The 22,421-nt window shown below is 59.7% G+C and carries 13 protein-coding genes; 7 read left to right on the top strand and 6 right to left on the bottom strand.

Going from position 1 to position 22,421, the window contains the following annotated elements; all coding sequences use genetic code 11:
- Positions 1 to 17: 17 nt before the first annotated feature.
- Entirely contained in the window at positions 18 to 2,360 is a 2,343-nt protein-coding gene (locus ACWORE_RS10195; protein ID WP_455303724.1) for an MMPL family transporter, read from the bottom strand.
- Between the two features lie 287 nt (positions 2,361 to 2,647).
- Between ACWORE_RS10195 and ACWORE_RS10190 the strand changes: the two genes are divergently transcribed.
- Complete coding sequence (locus ACWORE_RS10190; protein ID WP_406605354.1) at positions 2,648 to 3,964, top strand: hypothetical protein; 1,317 nt, start codon at positions 2,648 to 2,650, stop codon at positions 3,962 to 3,964.
- 49 nt (positions 3,965 to 4,013) lie between these two features.
- On the opposite strand, the gene ACWORE_RS10185 is transcribed toward ACWORE_RS10190, so the two are convergent.
- Both ACWORE_RS10185 and ACWORE_RS10180 read right to left on the bottom strand, forming a co-directional pair.
- The gene (locus tag ACWORE_RS10185) at positions 4,014 to 5,255 is read right to left on the bottom strand and encodes a hypothetical protein (RefSeq protein WP_455303723.1); all 1,242 of its coding nucleotides are present in this window, start codon (positions 5,253 to 5,255) and stop codon (positions 4,014 to 4,016) included.
- A 72-nt stretch (positions 5,256 to 5,327) separates the two neighbouring features.
- A complete protein-coding gene (locus ACWORE_RS10180) occupies positions 5,328 to 7,505 on the bottom strand; it encodes a M13 family metallopeptidase (RefSeq protein WP_455303721.1) in 2,178 nt (725 codons plus the stop codon).
- 302 nt (positions 7,506 to 7,807) lie between these two features.
- Here ACWORE_RS10180 and ACWORE_RS10175 point away from each other — a divergent pair, with 302 nt between their 5' ends.
- The 4 genes from ACWORE_RS10175 to ACWORE_RS10160 all read left to right on the top strand — a co-directional run bounded on the left by ACWORE_RS10175 (position 7,808) and on the right by ACWORE_RS10160 (position 12,513).
- On the top strand, positions 7,808 to 8,647 hold the full coding sequence (locus tag ACWORE_RS10175; RefSeq protein WP_455303720.1) for a hypothetical protein: 840 nt from the start codon (positions 7,808 to 7,810) through the stop codon (positions 8,645 to 8,647).
- Complete coding sequence (locus ACWORE_RS10170; protein ID WP_455303719.1) at positions 8,647 to 9,546, top strand: PrsW family intramembrane metalloprotease; 900 nt, start codon at positions 8,647 to 8,649, stop codon at positions 9,544 to 9,546. Before ACWORE_RS10175 ends, ACWORE_RS10170 begins: the two co-directional genes overlap by 1 nt.
- A 166-nt stretch (positions 9,547 to 9,712) precedes the next feature.
- A complete protein-coding gene (locus tag ACWORE_RS10165; protein ID WP_455303718.1) occupies positions 9,713 to 11,143 on the top strand; it encodes a glycoside hydrolase family 25 protein in 1,431 nt (476 codons plus the stop codon).
- Positions 11,144 to 11,217: 74 nt separating this feature from the next.
- A complete protein-coding gene (locus ACWORE_RS10160; protein ID WP_455303717.1) occupies positions 11,218 to 12,513 on the top strand; it encodes a glycerate kinase in 1,296 nt (431 codons plus the stop codon).
- 11 nt (positions 12,514 to 12,524) lie between these two features.
- Here the strand turns inward: ACWORE_RS10160 and ACWORE_RS10155 are convergent, their stop codons facing one another.
- The 3 genes from ACWORE_RS10155 to ACWORE_RS10145 all read right to left on the bottom strand — a co-directional run bounded on the left by ACWORE_RS10155 (position 12,525) and on the right by ACWORE_RS10145 (position 20,290).
- Entirely contained in the window at positions 12,525 to 16,106 is a 3,582-nt protein-coding gene (locus tag ACWORE_RS10155) for an arabinosyltransferase domain-containing protein (protein ID WP_455303716.1), read from the bottom strand.
- Positions 16,107 to 16,166: 60 nt separating this feature from the next.
- Positions 16,167 to 18,263 carry a galactan 5-O-arabinofuranosyltransferase gene (locus tag ACWORE_RS10150; RefSeq protein WP_406605361.1) on the bottom strand — a complete coding sequence of 699 codons (2,097 nt, stop codon included), beginning with the start codon at positions 18,261 to 18,263 and terminating at the stop codon, positions 16,167 to 16,169.
- 74 nt (positions 18,264 to 18,337) lie between these two features.
- Entirely contained in the window at positions 18,338 to 20,290 is a 1,953-nt protein-coding gene (locus ACWORE_RS10145) for an NYN domain-containing protein (protein WP_455303715.1), read from the bottom strand.
- Between the two features lie 256 nt (positions 20,291 to 20,546).
- On the opposite strand from ACWORE_RS10145, the gene ACWORE_RS10140 reads away from it, so the two are divergent.
- Both ACWORE_RS10140 and ACWORE_RS10135 read left to right on the top strand, forming a co-directional pair.
- Positions 20,547 to 21,350: a hypothetical protein gene (locus ACWORE_RS10140; RefSeq protein ID WP_455303714.1), complete on the top strand. Its 804-nt coding sequence runs from the start codon at positions 20,547 to 20,549 to the stop codon at positions 21,348 to 21,350.
- Between the two features lie 11 nt (positions 21,351 to 21,361).
- A complete protein-coding gene (locus ACWORE_RS10135; protein WP_455303713.1) occupies positions 21,362 to 22,255 on the top strand; it encodes a hypothetical protein in 894 nt (297 codons plus the stop codon).
- Positions 22,256 to 22,421 lie beyond the last annotated feature (166 nt).

Genomic DNA, 22,421 nt, shown 5'->3' with positions numbered 1-22,421 from the left:
GGAATAGGGAACGTGCGTTAGGCCGACGTGTCCGTGGTCGTGTTGCCTGACTTCCGTGACAGGCGGGACGGCCACCACACCCGTCGGCCAATCAATTCGACAATCGACGGCACTAAGAACGTCCGCACGATAAACGTGTCGATAAGCACGCCCAATGAAATGATGATCGCCAGCTGAACCAGGAACTGAATCGGGATCACGAAGAGCGCGGCAAATGTGGCAGCCAGCACAAGCCCGGCACTGGTAATCACCCCGCCCGTGAAGACGAGCGAACGACGCATACCCTCGCGGGTGCCGGCGGCGGGAGCTTCCTCGCGGACGCGCGTCATCAAGAAGATTGTGTAGTCAATAGCGAGCGCCACTAAGAAAATGAATCCGTACAGCGGCACCGTCGGATCCGCCCGATCCAAACCCACGGCCGTGAACAGCAACGACGCTGCCCCAAGCGCCGCGCCATAACTCAGCACCGTGCACATCACCAGGACCAGCGGGGCGACCAGCGAGCGCAGCAACGCAGCGAGCAAAATCGTGATCAACACCAGAACAATCGGAACAATCACTTTCCGATCATGCACCGACGTCGCGTTGGTATCGACGTTGATCGCGGTAGTGCCACCGACCTCTGCGTCCATGCCGTTCAATTCGTGACGCAAAGCCGTGACCGTGTGTTGTGCGTCATCGGAATACACGGGCGACGTCGATGTGGCCGATAACAAGACGTCACCATCGACAACGGTGGGGGAACCGGACTGGCCAGGCCGATGACTTTCGCCTGAACCCGCGTCGGAATCTCCTGTTCCAGGATCCACCGTTCCATCAGGGGAAAGAGGGAGTGAGCCCGACGGCGAATCCTGACTCGATACCGATACCGATTCAACCCCCTGTGTTCCCTGCATAACGCGCGCTGCAGACGGCATCTTTTCTTCGGGAAGCACCACGTATGCCGGGGAGCCCGAGCCTCCCGGGAAGTGCTTATCCAGCACAGCCTGGCCATCGCGGGCCTGGCTGTCGCCCAGTACGAACTCACTTTGGGGAACACCATCTGCGTGAAGCGTCGTCACCCCTACACAGCCGGCGGCCAACACGACCGTCACTCCCACCGCCAACTGCCACGGGCGGCGCGACACAGTTCTCGCCACCCACGACCACACTGGGGACGCGGCGTCAGCGTCGCCTTCGGACGGCGTCGGCACGTGAGGCCAGAACACACGGCTGCCCGTAAGGAATAAAACCGCAGGTAGAAACGTTAATGAGACGATCATGGCGCAGCCAATTCCCACCGCCGCGACCGGGCCCAAACCAGAGTTCGACGCCAAATCAGAGAACAGTAAGCACAGCAAACCGGCAGAGACCGTGCCAGCCGAGGCAAGAATCGGACGCCACGAACCCAGCCACGCAGCGCGCGTCGCCTGCCATGCCGACCCGAGGTGCGTATCCGAAGGTGGGAGATTGCGTAATTCCTCCCTGTAGCGGGCCGTGTATAAAAGGCCGTAATCCGTTGCCGCGCCGATGACCAAAATAAAGAGAATGCCCTGGATTTGGCCATTAATCATGACGATCCCCGACGACGCCAGCGCGACGTTAACCCCGACCGCGGCAGCCAAGGCGATCATCGACCCGAGCAGGACAAGGAACGGGAGGAAGGGCGAGCGGTACACGGCCACCAAAATGACCAACACGGCGGCCACTGTCACGAGCAGGAGCAGCCCGTCGATGCCGCTGAAAGCGTCCGATAAATCAGCCGTATAGCCGGCCGGGCCCGTCACCCACCCTTTGACGTCGGAGGGGAGATCGGATTTCAACGTCGATGTGAGGTCTTCCACCGCATCCGTCGAGTTGCTGTCGGATGGAAGCAAAACAACCATTTGAGCAGCTGTTTTGTCGTCGGATGGAATGAAAGGGCTCGCGGAGTCGTCCCCTCCCGCAGCATCACGAAGTTGTTGAGTAACCGGCCCCAGCGCGGAAATATCCAAGGGCTTCCCGCCAGACTGCTCAACAACAACGATCGCGGGGAGCCGATCTTGATCCCCGAACTCCTTGATCTTCTCCTGGACCTGCGCAGATTCCGACGATTGCGGCAAAAATGACGACTGATCGTTCGTTGCGACGTTGCTGAGGTTGCCGAATTGTGGCCCGCCGAAAGCTGCAATTCCCAGCCAGACCGCAATAATGATCACGCTGAGAGCGACGAGCTTCCCGGTTCGGGGCGACCGTCCGGGTGACCGTCGGGACGATGATTCTCGACGTGATGTGCCGTTCTTTCTTACCGACAAGCTACCCCGCGCCGGCGGGGTAGCCGGTGAAGCATTGTCCCGCTCGGAGCGCGGAGAGCCCCCGGGGGAATGTGGAGTTGTGTTCATGCGGGCCGACCTCGGGAAACTGGGGGATATAGCTGGGGAAACGCGGGTGAATAGCTCTGGGAATGCCGAGACTACGGTTATCTTTCAAGCAGTGGCTCCCAGTCTAGGGGAGATGGTTAGGGAAGATGCCTGAGTCCAGCGTCGACAATAAAAAAGTTGGCAGGAAAGATAGAGGGGACAACGCACAGCAGTCACTGTCGCAGGCAGTCGCTGCAGGCGCATAAATTAGTTGCATAAGTTGAGCCCGGTGCCGGACCGCAGGGTGCTGAACCAAGGAAACGGATAATATGACCATTCCCCGAGATAGAACGACACTTCGCCGCCGCCTCACGAGCCTTTTCCAAGATTGGCGGTGGGACGGAACCTGGTCCCTGCGCACGATCCCCACCGACGGGTGCGCCCCTTTATTTGGCGACGACGACGCACAATGCCAACGCCACCGCCGTGTTATTACCGACATGATCACGGAAGGTTTCCCGGAAACCGACGTCCACTTTGTGAACCTAGAGGATTCGGAAGCGGAGCCGAGCGCCTCCGATGACCCAGCCGCCCCTGCACGCCTCATCGCCCTGATGTGCCATGACCTCGCCACCAAGGACGAGCGGCCGCTGACGCAGATCTTTGTTTATCAACTCGGAGTGTGGCGGGGGTTCGCTATCCACCACATGTGGGGCGACGGGCCCACCATGCGTGATCGGCTAGGGAGCGTGTACGCGTATGTGGGGTCCGTATGGCCATGCGGGCGTTTTGCCGACGACGGTCACGGCCAGCCAGAGAACGGCACGCCCACGGTGGCACCGCGAAAACTTACCCGTAGCGACACCACCTTCCTCATGCAGTTCGGCGCGTGGGTGGAAACGCTGATCAAGCGCCCGCGAGCAACGTTGCGCAGCGTCAAAGATGTTCTTCGCGCTGAAAAAGCGTCGTCGGAGAACCACGATGACCAGCAGGCCGTGAACCGGCAGCCCGAGGACCCAGCTCCGGCGGAGTTACTTACCACTACCTTGACGTACACATGGGAAGGTCAGGAAGGAAACAAACCGCGGGCAATTCCCTTGGCGTGGGATTGGTGGAACGAGCTCAGCAGCCAGCTTGATGAGGGCGACGGTTATCTCGACCCCAACGAGTTTTGGCTCATCGTTGGGCTGCGCCGCAACAGTAAAATCCTGGCTCACCGCGGTGGGAATCTTCTGGTGAGGTCGCGGATTACTGTTGGGGGTTCACGTGATACCGACATTGCCGCGACGAAAGAACGCTTGAAATCGCCGTTCGCGGTCACGCGCGCAGCCTTGAGCGCCGCGCCGCAATTAGTGAAGCAAATCCTTCAGCTGTCGCGTTCGGTTTCTCTGCCCCCGATGGCTATCCGGTCTGTCACTAGTCCGTCCTCGATATCCACCATGTGGACCTATAACCGTTTGGCCGCCGATGAACCCCAAGAAATCGCCGTCGGAACACAGGGGCTCGGGGCCCTACTGGTCGGGAGTTTCGAAGAAGGCCGCACCTATCGCGTCATCATTTCCGGATTCGTGTCCCAGAAAGTGCATCGCGCCGGGATGGAAGCGCTGGATCGCATCGTGAAAGCCGCAGGTTATACGCGGGTATAGCACCGACGCGGTACGCGCTCAGCCTGCACGCGCCGCGCTACGCTCCCCGTCAGACCTGAGTGTGCCGCCCTTGCGTCGACACTGGAGAACACAAGTACGGCACGGCAACAATACTCACCGTCATAGTCGCGCAGAACAGATACACGACTGGCCCACCGTGGAACACGAGCGGGACAAGCATGAATAACACGGCGCGGGCACCGCTCCACACCATGTACCCTCGCTGTTTGCCCACGATAACCGGGTATTTCGAGAGCATCGCTGAGACCATGCCCGTCGTCGCGTACAACGAAAGCGCAACAAACAGCGGAAGATAGTCCGCCCCCAGGTACGCGCGATCATTCCACACAATGGCCGCATACTGGACCAAGGCCGTCCCGACTCCGAGCACCACGGCCACGATCGTCGCGATGCGCAACTGCACGCGGTAACCATCGGGATTGTTGTTGCGGATCGCCATCGACGCGGGAGCCTCAAAGCTGGGGGAGACAACCTGCTGTGCCAGCGTCAAGAACCCACCGTAGAGACGCACAACAATTGCCCACGCGTTCGCATAGGAGCCCAGGCCCGGCGTGACCATTCCCTGAATTTGGAAGCCGATATCGCCGAAAAATGTGCCCGTTGTCGCTTCCTTGTGTTCCCGGATGTAGGACCGCAAGGGCGAGGCAAACACCGACGGGAACGCCACCAATGACGACCACTCGCGCTTAATCGTTGCCCCCACCTGCTGGTTTGTCGCCCGGGCCAATAACACCGCCCCCACCACGTAGTTCAGCGCAGCGACATAAATGAGGCCCTCACGGACGGGGACGAGGAACACAACCACGCAGGTCGCCACGATGTTCACCACGCCGTAGAGGAAACGAACCCGCGAATACACGTCCATCCGGTCTTCGCGGATCGTGATCGCCACGTACATGTTGTACACAGTGATCGCTACGGTCGCGAGCATCGCCCACAGCACCCGCGCCGACCACGCAGGATGGAGCCACATCAGCGCCACGCCCACAATGCCCAGCATGACCGTGCCAATCATCGCCATAAGGCCCGAGGCAGCCGTCGAAAATGACAGGCGATCGTCGGGAAGGCGGAGATACACACTGTGGTAACTCAACGTCATCGTGCGGGACACGATCATGCCCAGGGACACCGGAAACAGCATGTAGGCCACCATTCCCGGCTGCTTGGCCACCACCGGCACCACCATGGCCACGAAGTTCAGCGCCTGGCCGATGAGGGCTGGGCCGAAGCGTGAATATAGTTGCCGAAGACGCGTTAAGGCGTTCCCCATCCGTCACCTCATTATTTCTTCACTCGCCATCGACAACCGTTGAGCCCACAGCGGTACGCGTATCAAAGACGGCTACCAAATCTGGACGCGGTCCTTCGGATCCAGCCACATTCCATCACCCGGGTGGACGTCGAAGGCCTCAGCAAATTCGTCGATATTTCGGGCGATGACATTACACCGGAACTCAGAGGGCGAGTGGGGATCGATCGCCAAATACTGAGCGCTCACCTGCGGGCGGATTGCGGTGCGCCACACGTTTGCCCAGGCCAGGAACAGTCGCTGCATGGCCGTGAAGGTGGGGGCGTCGTCGTAGTTCATGCCCGCGTCCGCCTCCGACTCCTGACCCAGCGGTGCCATGGCGGTGCCGTCGGTAAGAAGGAACGGCATCTCCGGGGAGGTTTCGGGCGTGAGCCCCTGGTCCTCGAGGTACAGGCGGTAGGCCACCACAGCAATACCCAGGCCACCGAGGTCGCCGATGTTCTCGCCGAGGGTGAAACGGCCATTGACGTGCTGCGCAGTCAGCCCGCGCTGCTCGAGGCCTTTCGGGATGAGCGGGTTGAACTGATCTACCAACTTGCCCGTCAGCTTTTCGAAGGCTTCGCGATCTTCCGACGTCCACCACGAGTTCAAATTGCCCTCGCCGTCGAACTGGGAGCCTTGATCGTCGAAACCGTGGCCAATCTCATGGCCAATCACCGCACCAATACCGCCGAAGTTCTGGGCCATATCCGCGTCGGGATTGAAGAACGGCGGGCGAAGGATCGCAGCGGGGAACGTGATGTCATTGACCACCGGGTTATAGAAAGCGTTGACCATCTGGGCCGGGGCCACCCACTCGGACCGGTCCGTCGGGTTCCCCACCTTGGCGATCTCATACCGGTGGCGCCACGCCGACGCGCGTCGGGAATTGGCCACTAGATCCTCGCCATGAGGGGAAAACTCCAGGTTGGTGTAGGTTTTCCACTGATCCGGGTAGGCAATTTTCGCGCGGAAAGTCCCGAGCTTCTCCAGCGCGCGATCCCGCGTATCCGGGGTCATCCAATCGAGGTTGCTAATCCGCTTGCGGTACGCCTTCAGCAGGTAATCCACCAGAGACAGCATCTTCTGCTTGTGCTCCGGCGGGAAATGGCGCGCGACGAACTCCCGGCCGATGTCGTCGGAAATGGAGCCATCGAGGAACGACACCGCGCGCTTCCACCGAGCACGCTGCTCGGTCGAGCCTGACAACACACGCCCGTAGAAGTTAAACGACTCGCGGCTCACGTCCTCGGCCAGCAACGATGCACGCTGCGTCAAGATCTGCCACCCGGCCCACAGTTTCATCACGGACAGATCCGTTTCCTGGGCCAGCGTCGCCACATGCTCCAGATAGCTCGGTTCGCTAACCACGATCGTGTCCGTCGACAATTCTGTCGCTTCCAGCCATGTTTTCCATGGGAAACCGGTGGGCAAATCGTCCACTGAGGTGGGGTTATAGGTCTTGAGCGCGTCGCGAGTGTCTTCCACATTCCAGTGGCCCTTCGCGAGGCGCGTCTCAAACTCGATGATGGTGTCCGCCAACTTCTCATTCGACGCGTCGGCGAATTCTGCCGGGACCAGGGGAGATTTCTCCCACTCCGGGCCTCTGGTGGCATCGCGAGCCATCGTGAACATCGTCGCAATGTGCTCCTTGAGCTTGTCGACGATGGGGCGGTGAGCCTCTTCGCGGTAGTAGGCCTCATCGGGAAGGGTGAGCCCGCCTTGATTCAGATAGGCCGCGTCGATGGGGGAATCCGACGCCTTCGCCACGTAATAACCGGCCAAACCACCAATCCCGACGACGTCTAACGCGCCGAGTGCCCGCGCAAAATCCTCAAGATTATCGACGTTGATACGTGCGAGATCGTCCTTCAGCGGAGCAAAACCGGCCTGGTTGACACCCTTGTCGCCGTCGACGTCCATGAAGCTTGCGAAACCCGCGCCGATCCGTGTGGTGGGGTCGGCGTCTTTGATAATCGCGTTGACATCCTCTTCTGCCTGGTCGCGGAGTGTGTGGAAGGTGCCGTCGACGGGGCGATCGTCGGGGATGGGGTGGTGCGATAGCCACGGTCCGGACACGTACCGGTAGAGATCGTCGCTGGGTGAAGGGCGAGTAGCTGGGGCCTCGGAAATATTGTCAGGGATTGAGGTTTCGCCTGAGTGATTGTTCTGCGCTGGCGTGTTCTGTGATGATTTGTCATCCGATGGTGTGGTGGGCTCGGGATTGTTCACGGTTATGACCTTCCTTTCATGTGTGAGGAATGATAGCGGGCGGGTGGGACATGCAGTCACGCAACCATAGTGGGCAGCGGGGCTGGTTTGGGGTTCTCAGCAACCGCTTATGGTGATGTGTGGGCTGCGCAGCCCAGGTGATTTTGGTTACAAAACAGAATTTTATTAGCTATAAGAAGCGGGTAAATGGGCAGTTCACCACCCAGATACTACCCATCGCCTGTCATTCTGTGGTGCTTTCCATACAAAAACTATGTGCGCAGGCAGCCTGATGTCCCGCTGTGCTGCTATTGTCCTTCGTTATGAGTGGCGAGAAAACACACGACATACCGCCGTGGGGGGACGCACCACAAGAGGGGCAGCCACCCACGCACAGCACCGTCGCAGGCGTCGACGGAGGCGTCGGGGGAGGTCAAAATCCTGACGCAGCCGGCGATCTTGACACGGCCCGGGAGCTCGACGCCGACGCATCCCGTTATCAACCCCTTCCGCAGGGATCAAAGAAAACCGCGATTTGGGCAGCGTCGTTAATCGTCGTCGGAGGACTGCTAGCCGCACCGGTCATTATCGATAAGGGCGCGCCCGGTGACTACCCCGGCGATAAACACGGCGGGGATATCACCGTCGGCATGAAAGATAGCACGAACTTTACTGGGCCTAACCTGGGAGAATGCTACGACCAGTCGGACGATAACCCGTACGGATCCACCTACAAGTGCGGCAATGTCAACATCGATACGGCCACGATGACAGGCAACGACGATGTCGACCACGTGTTCCGTCGCGGCATCCGGGCTACTGCCCACGTCAAAATCGACGGCGACCTGCCCACGATGGAGGCATCCAATGGCGAATGGGACGCGCGCGTGACGGCCCTGGAGCCGAAGGAATCCGTCACCAATCCGAATGCGAAGAAAGTGGTGTCAGCGGCTTTCACCAAGAAGGACGATAAGTCAACAACCATTATCGCCACCGTGAGCAGCGCCGACGACGACGCCCTAGCTAACACAATGAGCAAAATTGTTTCCGCGTGTGGCCTGAAAACCGATGCCGTGCGCATGGCGCTGACGAAGTCGGCCACCAGTGACAATGATTCTCGCGGAGAGTCCGACGAACACCTACCACATACGGGGGAGGCGTAATGCGAAAAGACGTATTCACCTGGACATACATCGTTCTGGCGGTGGTATGCCTCATCGCTGGCGGCTTCATGTCGGCCATGACTCTCGCGGAAACACCCGACGCCGTTGCAGTGGGCGTGGTGGGAGCCGTGATCTACCTCATTGTATTCTTAGCCATCATGCGATTCCTGCCGATCTGGAGAAAAGGCAGCCTGATCTGGGTGCTCGTGAGCCTCTACTGGGGAGCGTTCATGGTTATCTCCACGGTCATGATCACGGAGCTCGCGTTCTCCGACATTTTGAAGGAAGCGGGCCTGGGGCGGTTCGAAGCCTCCGCAACCGGTGCGATCCCGGAGGAGCTTGCCAAAGCGCTGGGCGTGTTCGTCATCCTGTTCATGGCACGACGCGTGTGGGATAGGCCGTGGCACGGACTGCTGGCTGGTCTTTCCGTCGGCATGGGGTTCGAGATCATGGAGAACTTCGTGTACAGCGGGGGCGGGGCTCTCTATAACGCGACCTCGGACGTTCAAGGTGCCACCGAAATGTGGATCCTCCGCACCGGATTGGGCTTCGGTTTGCACCCCATGTGCGCAGGTCTGGCCGGTTTCGGAATTGCCAGCGCCCTCATGCTGACCAACAAATCTATGGTGTGGCGGTTGATGGTGGGCATCGGTAGTGTGCTCGGCGCGATTGCGTTCCACGGATGGTGGAACTTCCAATGGCCAAGTTCACTCCAGTTGGTTGCCGTCATCGTCGACTGGCTTGCTCTGCTCGCTGTGACCATCGTCATTTTGGTTAAAAACTGGTCGAAGGCGAAGAGGGATAAGAAGCGTCCCCTGCCGAGCCATAAAGAAGCCTGGGACCTGATTCCCGTGAGTGACACCCCATATCCATCAGTGCCGACGACCGCTGCGCAATGAGGCGGAATAAGGCGGCCATTCTTTGCGGGGCAGTGGTTTCGTCGGCAATTGTCATGCCATGTGGAGCCCTCGCTGTGCCAGGTAGAGAAAGCGATGATACGCAAGTAATCCCATGAGTAGCGTGTTTCGCCTGTTGTTTATGTGTCTAATGAGTTAAAGTGTGGTCATGTCTAACTTGCGTAAGCCCTCCGCCGCACGTTCGCGTACCCGGTTTCGTCGAATCATCCCGGGACTCAACCCGTTCCCGAAGACGATGAAACACCGGAAATTCGCCGGCGCAGCCCTTATGACAGGCTCATTACTGACGACGGCCGCCCTCGTGTCCACGGCGACAGGGTTTACGCCAGCCGATGCCCTCAACGGCATCGACGTCTCGAGCAACAACCACTTCGGTGGGCAGGCGATCGACTGGGATTCAGTGGCCAACGACAACCAGTCGTTCGCGTTCATTAAGGCCACGGAAGGTACGAGTTACACCAACCCATACTTCTCATCCGATTCGAAGAAAGCCAAAGCCGCTGGCCTGACGATTGGTTCGTATCACTACGCCCGGCCCGGTGGAGATCCGCGCCAAGAGGCACAGTTCTACACGAAAGAACTAGCCAACCAGCCGCAGCCGTCGCTACCCCCAGCTCTGGACCTGGAGGAGACCGGCGGTTTAAGCCCATCCCAGTTGCAAAAGTGGGTCCGTGACTGGGTTGATGAGGTCGAGAAGCAGACCGGCCGCACGCCGATCATGTACACCTACTACAGCTTCTGGATTAACAGCATGGGGAACACCACGGAGTTCTCCGACATGCCGCTGTGGCTGGCGTATTACGAGGATTCCTTGCCATCGACCATCCCCGGTGGCTGGAACCACGTCACATTCTGGCAGCACTCCGGTTCAGGGTCCGTTGACGGTGTTAACACCGAAGTCGACTTGAACAAGTACGACGGATCGGACTCCGAGCTCGCCTCGCTGGCGAAGAGCATGAAGGAAGACACCCCGGTTGGCGGTGTGGCCACCACGGTGAAACCAGCCGTGGACGCTGATGTGGCGTCGGCAAGCGTGTCCAACGACATCCAGCATCAGCTGCAGACTAGCTCAAACCCGGTTCTCAAGACCATTGGGAATTCGTTTAACGTCCCCATTCCGGATTCGGTTCTGGTGGCGACGTTGGGCGTGGCGGCCGGAACGGTGTCGCTGTCTCAGCTGTGGGACACGATCCGTGAAGAGGGCTTCGGTGGTCAATTGGCTGACCAGCTTGTCCGGGCCGTGAGCGAAGTATCTCAGAACGGCGGGCTTCCGAAAGACCAGCTCCAAGGACTTTTGGGCGCGAACGCTGGGACCACCTTAGGGCAGCTGGAAAATGCACTGTCAGATGCGATGGTTGCTCTGGGCAGTGGTGGAGCGCCTGGTAGTGACGGTTCCGATGCGGGATCGTCGGGTTCGTCGGGAAGTGTGGGAACGAGTTCCAGCGGTTCGACTGCGGGAAGCTCTGAGGCTTCGAGTAGCAGCCAAAGCTCCAGCTCGGGTAGCGAGAGCGGATCGACTGGTTCGACCCAGCTTGACCAGGGACAGCAGGTTCAGTCCGTTCCTGACTCGAATTCATAGCCTCACCAGCATTTGATAGCAGCCGGTAGCACCCGATACCCGGTTGCACCCGGTTTACACAGGGGACGGCCCTTATGCGTGTACTGATAGCCCCGGACAAGTTCAAGGGATCGCTCACCGCCGCGGAGGCAGCGGAGGCTATGGAGCGTGGGGTGAAGCGTGCCCTCCCGCGCGCCGAGTGCATGACAATTCCCGTGTCCGACGGTGGCGAAGGCCTTGTCGAGGTTGCTTTGTCAGCGTCCCGCCGAGGTCGTCGTATTGGTGGGGATTATGATGCTGACCTGCGTGTAACGAGGGTATGCGGCCCCCTTGGCGACGACCATGACGCACGGTGGGTCCTCATGACGGCCCGCGACCCCAGTGGCTCTCACACGAGTCGAATGGATGAATTCACTAAGCGCTCTGATGGCCACAACGGGGACGAGGACCACGATTCCATTGCCGTCATCGAAATGGCGGAAGCCAGTGGGTTGGCGTGGATCACCCCGGGGCCAGACGCGTCCCTGCGAGCGGACAGCTACGGTACGGGGCAATTAATTCGGGCGGCGGTGGACGCCGGCGCAACAACTATTATCTGCGGGATTGGCGGTTCTGCCTGCACCGATGGCGGAAGTGGGGCACTTCGTGCACTTGGAGACCGCGTCCTCGACGCCGATGGCAATGACGTTGCGCCCGGAGGCAAAGGCCTGTGCCACGCCCGCGCGATTGACACGTCGGATCTCATGCCCTCCCTTCGTCTCCATCATTCTGACTCCGAGTCTGATCGTGCCCGCATCATCATCGCCACGGATGTTTCCAACCCCCTCCTCGGATCAGACGGCGCGGCCGCCGTTTATGTACCTCAAAAAGGTGCAGGTCTCCACGAAATAGACGTACTGGAGAAAGGACTATCCCAATGGGCAGCGTGTTTATCTCGTCTCAACGCAGACTTTGATCCAGGCAATGGAGGAATGGGCGCAGCGGGCGGTTTCGCCTCTGGCTTGACGGCGGCGTGTTCCGCTGTGACCGCTCCCGGCTTTGATGCCGTTGCCCAGCTCAACGGCTTTGACGAAGCTTTAGAAGCCGGAGCCGATCTGCTGATCGTCGGCGAAGGCTCTCTAGATCAACAGACGTTGTCCGGGAAAGTACCCGTCGCAGCAGCGCGCCGGGCTGGGACGCGTGGCATTCCGGCCGTGGCTGTTGCAGGAGCAGTCAACGTTCAGAATGACGAGCTCGCGGACGCCGGAATATCGGATGTCATTGGGCTCGCTGAGGTGTCAGACCGAGCGGGTGACAAGGATGACACCATTCAGCACGCCGCCGAGTATGTCGAAGGTGCTACCGAAAAGCTTGTCCGACGGTTCCAGTCAGGCGAGACGCACCCGGCCTAGCCCCAACCGGCCTAGGCGGACGACCCCTGGTCTTTGTAATTCATTGGGCCAGGGTTCCATAGACCGGAACGAGTTTCGGTCTTTTCGGTAATATGCCCGGGTTTAATCTCTTTCTTCTTCGAGTTAGCAGGGGGCAGGAGTAAGTCGAGTTCACCCCAGTCACGTCCCCAGTCATCCCGGAAGTAGGTGGGCAGAGCCATGGGGACGGTGGTCGTTTCGATCAGGCCGAGGGATCCGCCGCCGCTGTAGTCCATCCATCCGCTATTGGCGCGTTGCGAGTCATAGCTGGGCGCTATTCGGTACTTCGGCAGCTCTGCAACTCCGGCCCAGTGATCGTATTGACGCTGGCAGGGGAACTGCAGCGGCGTCTCCCACTCGAGGAATACCGGGTCCTTGCGGCCCACATAGGAATTGAGGGTCTCAAGTTGTGGCATCCGTGGCGGCGTGAACGCTAACCAGTCCCGCCGCGCTAGCTCTTTATCTTTAGCGTGCAGGCGGAGCACGTTAGCGTCGTCGGGAATGTCTGAAGTGAGGAACCGGAGGTTTCGCCACATGGGTGCGGGGCCGGGATCAATGGGGAGGAGTTCACCCGTGTTGGTGACTTTGCCACTGTCATCTCTATGGCCGTACTCCAGCACCAAGTCGAGACCCGGCTGGACAACTCCATTGCTGTCGATGTGTTTAATAGATCCCGCAGCCGACACCACGATCAGCGGCGATGTGCGCTGGTCCAGTTTGTACCACGACGTTTTAGTCTCGGCAGGTACCTGAATGCCGCTGCTGTATGAGCCGACAACCGGCACTTTCTTGGGGTTAAGCCCGAACGGAAGAGCAGCCGCAGAATCGTTAATCCCGCGCGTGTGCTGGGTACCACCCTTTGTTCCAGCGGAGCTCGTGGAGCTCGAACTCGAATTGCTCGTTCCCCGGGCATTCGCTTTTTCAGAGTCACCGGCCCCGGCTTCCCCGCGGTTCGTCCCTAATGTTTGTGGCCCGCTGGTCGAGTTGTTCGTGCTCTGATCGGAGCTATCCGTATCGGACGAGTTGTTAGTCGAGTTCCGTGACTTGTTGTTCTCCGCCCTTTCTTGTTCCGCAGCATCAACAGTGTCAACCGTGTTGAAGTCGATGTCAGGGTAGATGGCTGCCGGGATATTATTCGCGCCGAAGTTTTGGTTGTTATCGGCGGTCAATGAATCCTTGAACTTGCTGCCGTCGGCAGTAGAGAGCATGTTGCTCGACGGGTGTTTTTCCACCTCAACATAATCCGCCATCTGGCAGGTTTTCCCCGCTAGGGTGCGGATATTTCCCAGCCCGACGGAGTACGCGGGGTATTGCTTAATAAACGCTTTCCCCATGGCTGCACAGTTAAAGACGACGACGAGCGCGCAGAGAACAGCAATGGGCGATGACGTCAAAGCAGCGAACCGTTGTGCTCGCGCGCGTTCACGTTTTTCCAGCGCTTCGCTCTCTGAGTTGGTTTCGGCCAGCGTCTCTTGAATGTCCAACCGGAAGGATTGGATAACTCCCCACACCATGATGAGCAGCGCGATGACCAACACAATGGTGGACACTTGGGTGTCTTTGATCGAGATGGGTTTGTCATACCACGGGACGCCCAGTGAGGAGACGTACCACCAGCCGTTAATCCCTGCCAGCGCTAAAGCTCCCAGGAAGATGGTGATACCGAGGTAGAGGAACCGGTTACGGACGGATCGCGCGGCAAACTGCGACGCGGCAACCGAGGCTAGAGCAGCAACAGCAGCTCCCACACCTGCGTAGACGCCGAAGTGGTGGGTCCACTTCGTCGGCGTGAATGCCATGAAGAACGCCGTTCCGATAACGACGAGCACGAGTCGCTGCGTCGGCCCAGGTCGTGCGCCCAGCACAGTTTTATGGCGCAGCATCGCGGCGAGCACGGTGCCCAGGGCCAGAATCACCATGAAGATGGGGAATCGACGCGCGAAGGACCCGTTTTCTGTCGCAGAGAAGAGCGCTTCGTAGCGAACCGACTCCTCATACCAGTGGAGTGATGGGCCGATAAATCCGCGCAGTTTGATCGACTGCATCACAGTGGAGAGAGTTTGATCTCCGAAGACCGCGACGAGGATTGCGGTGCCCACTGCGAGGAATGGTGCTAGTAGTGCAGTGACACCACCAACAACCGCTTTCTTGCTTGATGATTTCGGGGTGCCCAATGCGTCGAGGCGGTGGATGACGATGCGGAAAATGCCGGACAGTGCTGCCAGGAGTGCAGCCACAGCCATGAGTCCGGTTGGGCCCGCCGCGAGCGAAATCGACGCCACGATGACGGCGAGAGCTGCCGGGGCCAGTCGGTCCGTGCAGATGGCCCGTTCTAGAAGGACCCATGTCAAGATCGCGCCGAGGGCGATGACAGGCTCGGGGCGCAGGCCGTTGTTGTAGGCCATCCAGACGGCCAGGAACACGAAGCCCGCGGTCCAGTAGGGGACTTTTCGTTTCGCGATTTCTGGGCCGAAGCGTGGGATGACACACCGTGAGAGAAGGAACCAGGTGAGGAATGCGGCGATGATTTCGGGCAGCCGCATCCACGTGGATGTCGTCCCAACCCGGGCCATGAGGCCGAGGAGGTCATAGTAGGGGGCGCCGAAGGGAGATTCAGGTACGCCGAACCACCTGTAGTAGTTGGCCATGTAGCCGGAGTGTTTGGAGGCCCTCGCCATCGTAAGCAGGTAGCCATCGTCCGACGTATTCCCACCGAAGAAGTACCAGTAGGTCAGTACGGTGCTGACGATTCCGTCGAGGGTAGTGAACTTCTTCCAGTTCTTCGGCAGCAGGGGCACACGTTTCCGCGTTCCGACCTTGTCTAATCTCCAGAGCGCGACAAGGGAGACCAACGCCAAGATAAGTCCTGCGATCATCACGACGTATTTCACCAAGGTTGGCCGCGACGTAAACCGCGAGTCGATAGTCGCGTGTGCCTGGAACCCGGCGTTAATCGCGTCGCTCTTGGCGCTCGACGAGACCTCGGTGTAGACACCGGTCATCTGTGGGCGTCTGTCCCCGTTCACAGTTGCGGAGAGCTTTTTCCCACTCTTGTCGGTCTGTCCGGGCACATCAATGGTTGTCGATGTCGCGTCGGAGTGAACCTTGAGGGCGGCGTCATCGGGTAGTGAGTCCAGCGTCGAGTTCGTGATCTGAAGAATGACCTGGCTGCGGTTGATGACGTCGACACCGCCGTCAGTGGCGCGAACAATGAGCCCTCGGGGCGCGACGAATCGTGAATCGTGCGGGAGGGTGGAGAGAAGGTCCGTCTGATTGTCGTTGAGGTTGTCAACCAGCGAAAGCGGGACCGTGAAGTCGAGCGACTCGGGGGAATAAGAAATCAGGGGTGCGACAACGGAATTTATGTTGTCGTTTTGGGGCCAGTCAATGGACGATTGTGTCTGTTTGACGGGCAGGAGGGGGGTGAGTATGAACAGTAGGAAGGCGGCAATACCGGTGACCGCCGCCACTATTTTGGTACGTCGAATGCGGGAGCCTCCGCCCGAGCCTTCACTATGTGGCTGCTGCGGGGCGGGACTGCTTCCTTTATTGCCGTCAGTTTTCACCCGTGACACGTGTTGGGAGTCTACGTCACGTTCCTGTGAGGAGACCATTCTGGTTACATCACCTGACATCTATTGGGGTCTAACAGCGACAATAAATGGTCCAACCTGCGTCACTGTCCAGTCGCTGAATGCTTCGGGGTTGAAGCGGATGGAACGGAAATGCACATTCGGGTCGCTGGGGTACACATCATCAGCGACGTTCAGGGCCCAGTCATCATCGTCGACGGAGCCACGGAAGAGGATGGCGTCGGGTTTCCGCCAGGGCATGTCGTCCATGGCGGAGTTGAGTTCCTCGGGGGTTTCTGCCTCTGACCACTTCTCGATGGCGGCGTTCCGTTCCACAAATTCGCCGAGCGGGTTGGCATAGTGGGCGGTTAGCGCCTGGAACTCGAGGTAGGGGCGGTACGCCATGAAGGCCTGTTCGTCGGCAAGAAGAACGGTGTCAGTGGGTTCGCGCCCGATGGTGTCGGCGACTTTCTGGTAATAGGTGCCAGAATCTGCGGGGACTCCGTCGTTGCGATGCCCGTCGCCGTCGGTGTCGGAGTAAGCGGAATTGATCGAGTGGGAGATGGACCAGGGGATTGTCGCTGCGAATTCGGTGGCAGCAATCCCGACGATTACGCCGATGACCAGCGTGATTGTGGGTGCCGCGGTGGCAAACCGCTCGGGGTACAGAGCAGGTATCCCGTGCGTGAGGGCATCACGTAGTCCGAGCACACCGGCGGTAGCGAGCAGCATGGTGATCGGCGGTTCCAGGCGGAACCCCAGCAGCGTTGTCCCGTGGAGTGTGGCGGCCATGGAGAGCAGCACCCAGCCGTAGTAGGTCAGCACAGCGATAGCGATCGGCATCGCAATGGGATGGGTGAAGCGCACAATGAGCCAGATAACACCGACGAGGCAGAGGAACCCGAGGACAGTCATGTGGAACATGGGTGTCGGGATTTGTGTCCCGTCGGCAGGTAGGTAGTGCTGCGCTGTATCTGTGCTTCCGTGTGGTTTGGTCAGCAGGTCCTTGATATAGGGAGCCCAGACAGTCGCGGCGATCAGGAGGGAGCCGATACCAATGCCCGCGAGCCGGATGATCGGTAAGAACGATTTCCGACGGATGGCTATGACGAGCCCAATGACGACGATGGCGAGAGCGTTAACACCGGTGAACAGGGTGTAAAGGGTTGCCGATGCGCCGAGGAAGATCGCTGTTGCGAGTGCCGACCAGCGAGCTCCGTTGATGGCACGCCACGCGAACACAGCTGCAGCGGGGATCCCCATGCCGACGATTGCCGCGTAGGGCTCGAACGACGACATAGACAACATGATGGCCGTGGTCGTGAGCGCAATGGTGGTGGCGAGCGGCAGGCTGCCGGTGATGCGTTGCCATACGGGCACGAGCATGCACGCTGCTGCGCTGAGTGTGATGATGGCCCACGGTTGGAATGCGGCCCATCCCGCGAGTCCCGTGTAGTGGGCGAATCGCCCGCCCGTAATGAACCACCCGGCGGGGTAGAAGGTGGGGATATCCGGGTAGGCCATGTCGTGGAGGCCAAATTGCGCGGTCATCCGGGTGAGGAATTGCGTCCGAAATGCCTGGTCTACCGAGATTCCGTCGAGGTACAGGCGAGTTGCGGACAGGGGGATGGTGAGCACTGTGCCTACTAGTCCGGCGGGGGACATGTAGGTGACGATGTATGTCAACCAGACTCGCCATCGGGGACGACGAACAGCGGGGGAGACAGCTCCATTTTTTGCATCGGAGTTTTTTGCACCGGTGTTCTTGTCGATGCCACCACGTTCAGCTTGTTTTTCGTCGTGAACCCACCAAATGAGGAGGGCGGCAACGACGACAATGAGAATGGCTGAGGTCAGCGTGGAGAGCGCCTTGAGAACGTTGGAGTTGCTAAAAGCCGGATAGTGCGTGGTTTTCATGAGGCGCCAGAAAACCAGCGACATGATCGCGCCACCGGCCACCGCCAGGGCCATGTTTATGATGGTTCGCCTGAGCCCAATGTGGTCTGTGGTGCGGCTTGTAGCAGGCAGGATGGGATCTGCGGGTGCGGTCACGTCGGCGTTATCGACACTGTCCGCGTCATGGGTTGTCGTGGTGGAATCCGCAACTGGTGTGGATGCTGGATCCTTGTGCGACGTATCGCTCCCCTTTTTCGATGCCATGGGGTAGATCATGGCATATCGGTGGGACAGAGGGGATATTGCCACGCGTCGCCGTCGGCAATCCCCGGGAGCGATTAGTCCTCGCCAGTGATCAGGATCGCGCGGATACCGGTGTGGAACCCGTCGCGCAGGCTAACGCGCTGCGATTCGCTCAGCGTGTATTCGTGCAACGATTCGCACGCGAATTGCAGGAGCGGGCGATCCACATTCGGCGGGAGCCCTCCGCCGGAGAGAACGTGCGCACTGTCACGCTGTTCCTCGGTCGCGATATGATGGAACCACCAGGTCGCATACTGTTGGCCGACATCAAACGGGGTTTGGAATCCCGTGGTCGTCCAGATCTCGTTAGGCAGTGGCACGTACCGCGACCGGAGCTTCCGCCGTGGTGCCATCATCGATGGCTTGGGCGCGGGTTTGGGTTGTGGCGTGGGCGTTGAAGCCTCGTGAGCGCTGCCGTTGCCTGAGTCATCGTTCGAGTCATCGCCCGACGCAGTCCCGTCGGAACCCCCATCCGATGCCTGCTGTGATGCCGCCAGTTGCGCTGCTTGATGGCGCGCAGCAACACTCCCCGGGGTCGCCACAGTGGTCGGCCGATCCGCCGAGCGCGGGTCCTCGGGCTTGCTGTCGTCCTTCGGCGCTGGATTATCGGCCGCCTCCGTCGTGGAGCCTTCGTTCGCCGCCAGGGCTCCCCCGACTGCTTCAGCCGGTTGAGTGGTTCGTTGCTTGCCGACGCTGGACTCCGGAATTCGTGTCGCGGGTGATCCTCCCGACGGCGAATGCTCCGTCTGCCCTGGTACCGCCTGGTCAGCATCGGCGGGACGGGCCTGCGCCGTCGTGGTGCTGGCCTCGGGTCCGCGGTTCCCATCTCGGTTCCCATCGCGATCCCCACTGTGCCGACGATCCGCTGCGTTAGCGCTCCGTCGGGCGCAGGCCATCATGTCGGCCGGAGTAGGGCGTGATGGAGTTGACCCCGCTGAGTGAGATTCGTGGGCGGACATTGATTGCCCGCCATGCTCACCAACGGCGGCATTGTTGTTCCCGCGGACGCGCCGGGATGTCCACGTGTCTTCGCCGGTGTTCCCGGGTTGGCTGGCCGCTCCATGCCGATCCGCCTCATGAGCGTTCGCCTCATGGGCATGGGCGGAATCCGGACGTGAGGAATGGTCGTCGCCACCCATATTTTGCGTCGGCTGACCGTTGTCGGCGCTGTCTCCAGCTGGGGACGCTGTCCGCTTGTCAGCCGATAGGGCGGGGGAATCAGCCACGCCGATTCCACCAACGGAAGCGCCCGAAGCGCCACCCTCGGAACCGTCACCACCGGATTTACCAGCATCAGAGTCGCCATCGCCCGGGGCGGTCTTGTCAAATGAAACATCCCCAGTCGGTGCGTCACCGGAGGCCGCATTGTCGCCTGCTTGGCCGTCGACAATGGGATCCTGCGCCTCCAGCGGACGCGGGGGAATGGACGGCGGAATGGGCCCCTCAAGTGGCTGGATCTGCATGGTATCGGCGAAGTCTTCGCGTGGATCTAGCACGGTGATCGAGTCGCATTTGTGCCGGAGGGCGTTGGACATCGAGTCCCAGCTGAACCCGTAGAGGTGAACCCGCACTCCCATCGCGGACGCTTCGACAACACCGGGGATCATGTCTTGGTCGCCGGACACGAGCACCATGTCGGAGCACTGTTGGCGGACCGCCGCCAGAATCATATCGGCAACGAGCCTGGTATCGACCGCTTTTTGTGTGCGCCGTTGCCCAGTCTCGATTAGCAACCCCGCGCGTAGTTGAACCCCGTCGACTGTCCGGAGTGCGCGTTGGTACCGGTGAGGCCCGGAATCCGGGATGCCGTCGTACCAGTTTTGTCGCTGTACAGGCTGGCCAACATGTTGTGTAATCATTCGGTCGAGTACTGAACAGACTTCGGGTAGATCAATTTCGAGCTGTGTTCGGGCACCTTCTTCCCATGAGTTGTAAAAGCTTGCTAGAAGATAAGAGGTATCGACGAAAACTAAGGTGCGTTCGAGCATCGTTCACGGTTTCCTAACTAAAATTTATCTAACTTTTTGTAAAAGGTTCTGGGGTTCAGGTTAGCGGTTTCTAGTCACTAACGCTGACTCACGCGCCCGCATTCTAGTGCATTTTGCGGGGAGCCCCCACTGTATTGGTTCCCCCAACTATCCAATAGTAGTTCGCTATGTATCACCTTAACGGGGGCTAGTTGGCGCTCAATGTCGGGGTTTCACCGCGCGCTCGTAGAGGACAAGGTGGTAAAGAGTAGAGGGTATGGACTTGCATTCGACGGACCCGACGGCAGATGCTCGCGACCGTTCTACTGCTTCGCGCGATCGTTCTGCTGGAGAGTGGCGGGAATGGGATCCCGCCGACGCTCCGATCGCGTGGATGCGGAAAACTACGGTGGCGGAGGCCCGCCGTGTGTGGTCCGTACCGTGGGGGAGTCGGCGCCGCAAGGATGCCTCGATTCTCGTCCGCGATTGCAACTTAGCGCTGCACGAGGGCTTGATTTATTCATTTGTGGGGGAATCCGCGCCTGAATCCACTGGTAGCCGGACCGCTACCACTGCTGCTACCTCCACCCCTACCACCGCCACTCCGAACGTGGCTACTCCTAGCCCGTCGGCGTCGGCGGCCAATATTTTGCAGGTTCTCGCTGGTCAAGAGCGCATTTCGGGCGGAATTGTCTCCGTGTTTGGCGAGTCCCCCTATGGCAACGCCCGCACAATGGACAGCACCGTTCTGGCCGGGGTGTCGGTTCGGTACCCCGCTCAGTGGCGTGCCGACCGGGTGCTTCGCACTGCGGCTCGTCGTTACCCAAACTGGGACGACGATTACGCGGAAATGGTGTCTCGCGCTTTCCAGCTGGACCTCTCCACGAAAGTCAACCACTTATCGACGCAGGCCAGGACGCTGTTGTCGGCGGTCGTGGCTGATTGCGCTGCACACCCGAGGACTGTGGTGATGAATCAAGCCGACCGTCGCGCCGACAAGCTGGTGCATGCGTCCGCGGATCGCCTCCTCGTCGTCTCTGGCGGCACGGTTGTCGAAGATTTTCCGACGGATGACGCGTAGGGGGGTGTGTCATGCCAGTTCGTGACCGTTTGTCCTTGGCCGATGTGTCAATAGGTACCCGCTGGTTAGTGGATCTGATGGTTGTCCTGGCGTTATGGATGGATGCGTCGCAGCCCGTGTTCGGTGCGACCACGGCGATGGTGTGGTGCATCCTCACGCCGTACGGAAATCCACGCTTGTTGGCTTATCGAGCGTTCGGCCTGACCATTGTCCGCTATGTTCGCGATTATGTGCTGGTTGCCGCGTTCCGTGCAGTGGCGTTAGTCCTGGTTGGCGGTCTGATCGGTGTCCTCGTCCGACGTGGCATCGCAGGATGGAGTTTGCCGCCTTTCCTTGGCTCTTCCTCTCCGGAATCTGTGACTCCATTTATCGTGTACTTGCTGGTCGTGGCCTTTGCCGGCGTTGTGCTCGGGCTCGGCTTTAATGCATTTGCGGGGTCGCGGACGATGTCGCTGCGGCAGTATTCCGGGCTCGGTGGTGCCCAGAAGTTCGACGGCGGCCATTATGCAGAATCGACACTTGTAGGTGAAGGTGCCGGATTGTCGGATCTGGCGGTGGAGCTGTGCGGTGGACGTTCCTCGGCCGAAACGCCGCGGACAGAGGAAGAACAGCACAACTTGACCTGGCATTTCCTCCCCACGCGCGAAACGTGGTGGGGAGTTTTCGCTGTAGCCCTGCTTCTATGTGGCATTAGTTTCGCGACTAGCTCGATGATCGTTCTCGTTGTCGGCCTGCTTGTGACCTGCGCACTTGTGAGCTTTGTGCTTGTCGCCATTGCCCGGAACGCGAGTAGTTTCGGCGTCCCGCGAGCCATTATGTGGCGAAAGAACTCAGTTCTCGCCCTAGGCCAAGCCGCATGGATAGCTGTCCTGTTCATCATCACCGCAGCGTCGATCGCAAGCTAACTCTTTGCCACCGCTTCACCGCTTGCCTGGCAATCGGTTCACAGGTCACTCTCCACCTTTAGCTCACCGCCTGAACCGGTGGACTCGCCGTTTTATTGCCGTCGGAGGCCTCGCTCGGTGAGTGTTCGTTGTTCTTTTGCAATCGACGACGTTTGTTGTGGGTGTT

This window comes from Corynebacterium sp. c7Ub_26 (assembly GCF_053760365.1).
The sequence above is the reverse complement of the archived record's forward strand: the minus strand, read 5'-3'. Positions and strand labels throughout refer to the sequence as shown.